Source organism: Eudoraea sp. (genome assembly GCF_049665975.1).
In the GTDB taxonomy this organism is placed as follows: Bacteria; Bacteroidota; Bacteroidia; order Flavobacteriales; family Flavobacteriaceae; genus Eudoraea.
In genome coordinates, this window is the sequence record NZ_JBATGR010000319.1 from 1 (window position 1) to 1,506 (window position 1,506).

At 39.5% G+C, this 1,506-nt stretch carries 1 protein-coding gene and 1 pseudogene; one reads left to right on the top strand and one right to left on the bottom strand.

Translation table 11 applies throughout. From position 1 onward, the window contains the following. A partial coding sequence (locus WBN20_RS11230) for a hypothetical protein (RefSeq protein ID WP_424281738.1) occupies nucleotides 1-845 on the bottom strand: 845 nt, incomplete at its 3' end. 286 nt (nucleotides 846-1,131) lie between these two features. On the opposite strand from WBN20_RS11230, the pseudogene WBN20_RS11235 reads away from it, so the two are divergent. Next, nucleotides 1,132-1,506: pseudogene (locus tag WBN20_RS11235) on the top strand (hypothetical protein); the annotation flags it as partial.

Below are 1,506 nucleotides of genomic sequence, written 5' to 3' on the forward strand. Positions count from 1 at the left end.
TAAATTAAACCGTAGCCAAGACTTCTCCATAAATCTTTTTTGATATAGGTAACTGCTTCTGCAAAAAGATTTTTAAAAGCATAATTTAATATCAGGATGACCAAAAAAGCAGAGAGTATATAGAAGACCCAGAAGCCAATAGCTGCTATACCAAAGAACTTCCAGGGAAATTCCTCATGCTCTTTCATCAGACTTTCCTCTAAATTAGCCGTTGCATTGACCAGTGAATTTTTAAAATCGATTTGACCGTCTTCAGTCCAATAGGAAACATCTTTATGAAATTGAGCATTTTCGCCTATTTCCAAATCTTCGGCCACAATTTCGGAGGTCCCGTATATTTCCCCGTCAATTTTAATTTCCTTCCCATATAGTATGGCATCACCTTCCACTACGCCATTCAATTTCAGTTCGCCAGCTCGTGCTTTTAGCATGCCTATTACTACCCCATTTATTTTGGTCTTACCCCCAACCGTTATAAGATTGCCTTTAATAATGGCATCTTTGGTAATCGTTAGTTCGCCCCCGGCAACAATCACATCATCGCCGACTTCTGAATCTATGATCAGTTTACCACCTGCCATACGTATATCGTCTGCCACATAGCCTTTGATAATAATGTCGCTACCGGCCAAGATAAGATCCTGTGAAATGGAATCATTTATTGTAATATAGCTACCAGCAACTACTACATCACCATTGACCATTGCATCAATGTTGATATCCTTGCCCGCCAGATAGACATCATCGTTCTGTGGTGTGGAAATGGTAATGTCCTCCCCGGTTTTAACTTGTGAGATTGCCAAAAGGGGGAATAACCAAATGAATTGAAGGATTAAATTTTTCATAAGTATGCTTTTTAGTGATTCCCAAAGGAATTCATATTACGTCACATACGAAATGATGTTGGTCAGCCTTTAGAAATATTTACTTTTCCAACATAAATATCAGGCAAAGTCTGGAAATGATGGAGTACATTTTAGATTTAGTGTGCGATTGATAACATAAGTTTCTATATATGAGATTTATCACATTTTCTAAGGCCTCTTTTAGCTAATTTTGGTCGTAATTGGGTATAGGATAAGTACCTGGAGAGAAAAACCTTTCTGTCAGCTAACACTAAAAAACGTAATCATGCAAGAAAAAAGATCAGATTTAGCCGGACCCGGAATTAGCACCTATGAAGAAGTAAGCAAAGTTCTTCCTGAAAACTACAAGGCAGTACTACCACCTTTAAAGAGGATGGAAGCACTGTATATGATCAAAGACTTCATAGAGAAGGGATTGGCAGAGGCCTTAAATCTGCAAATGGTTCAGGTACCATTAATCGTAAGAGAGGATAGCGGTGTTAATGATTATCTGGATCGTGACGGCTCCCGTACTCCGGTAGAGTTTCCGGCAGGACTGGGTTTACCAAAGCGAATAGAGGCTCAGGTGGTACAGGCGGCGACCAAATGGAAACGTATGGCTTTAGCGCAATTTGATTGTGCAGTCGGGCAAGGTATCAAT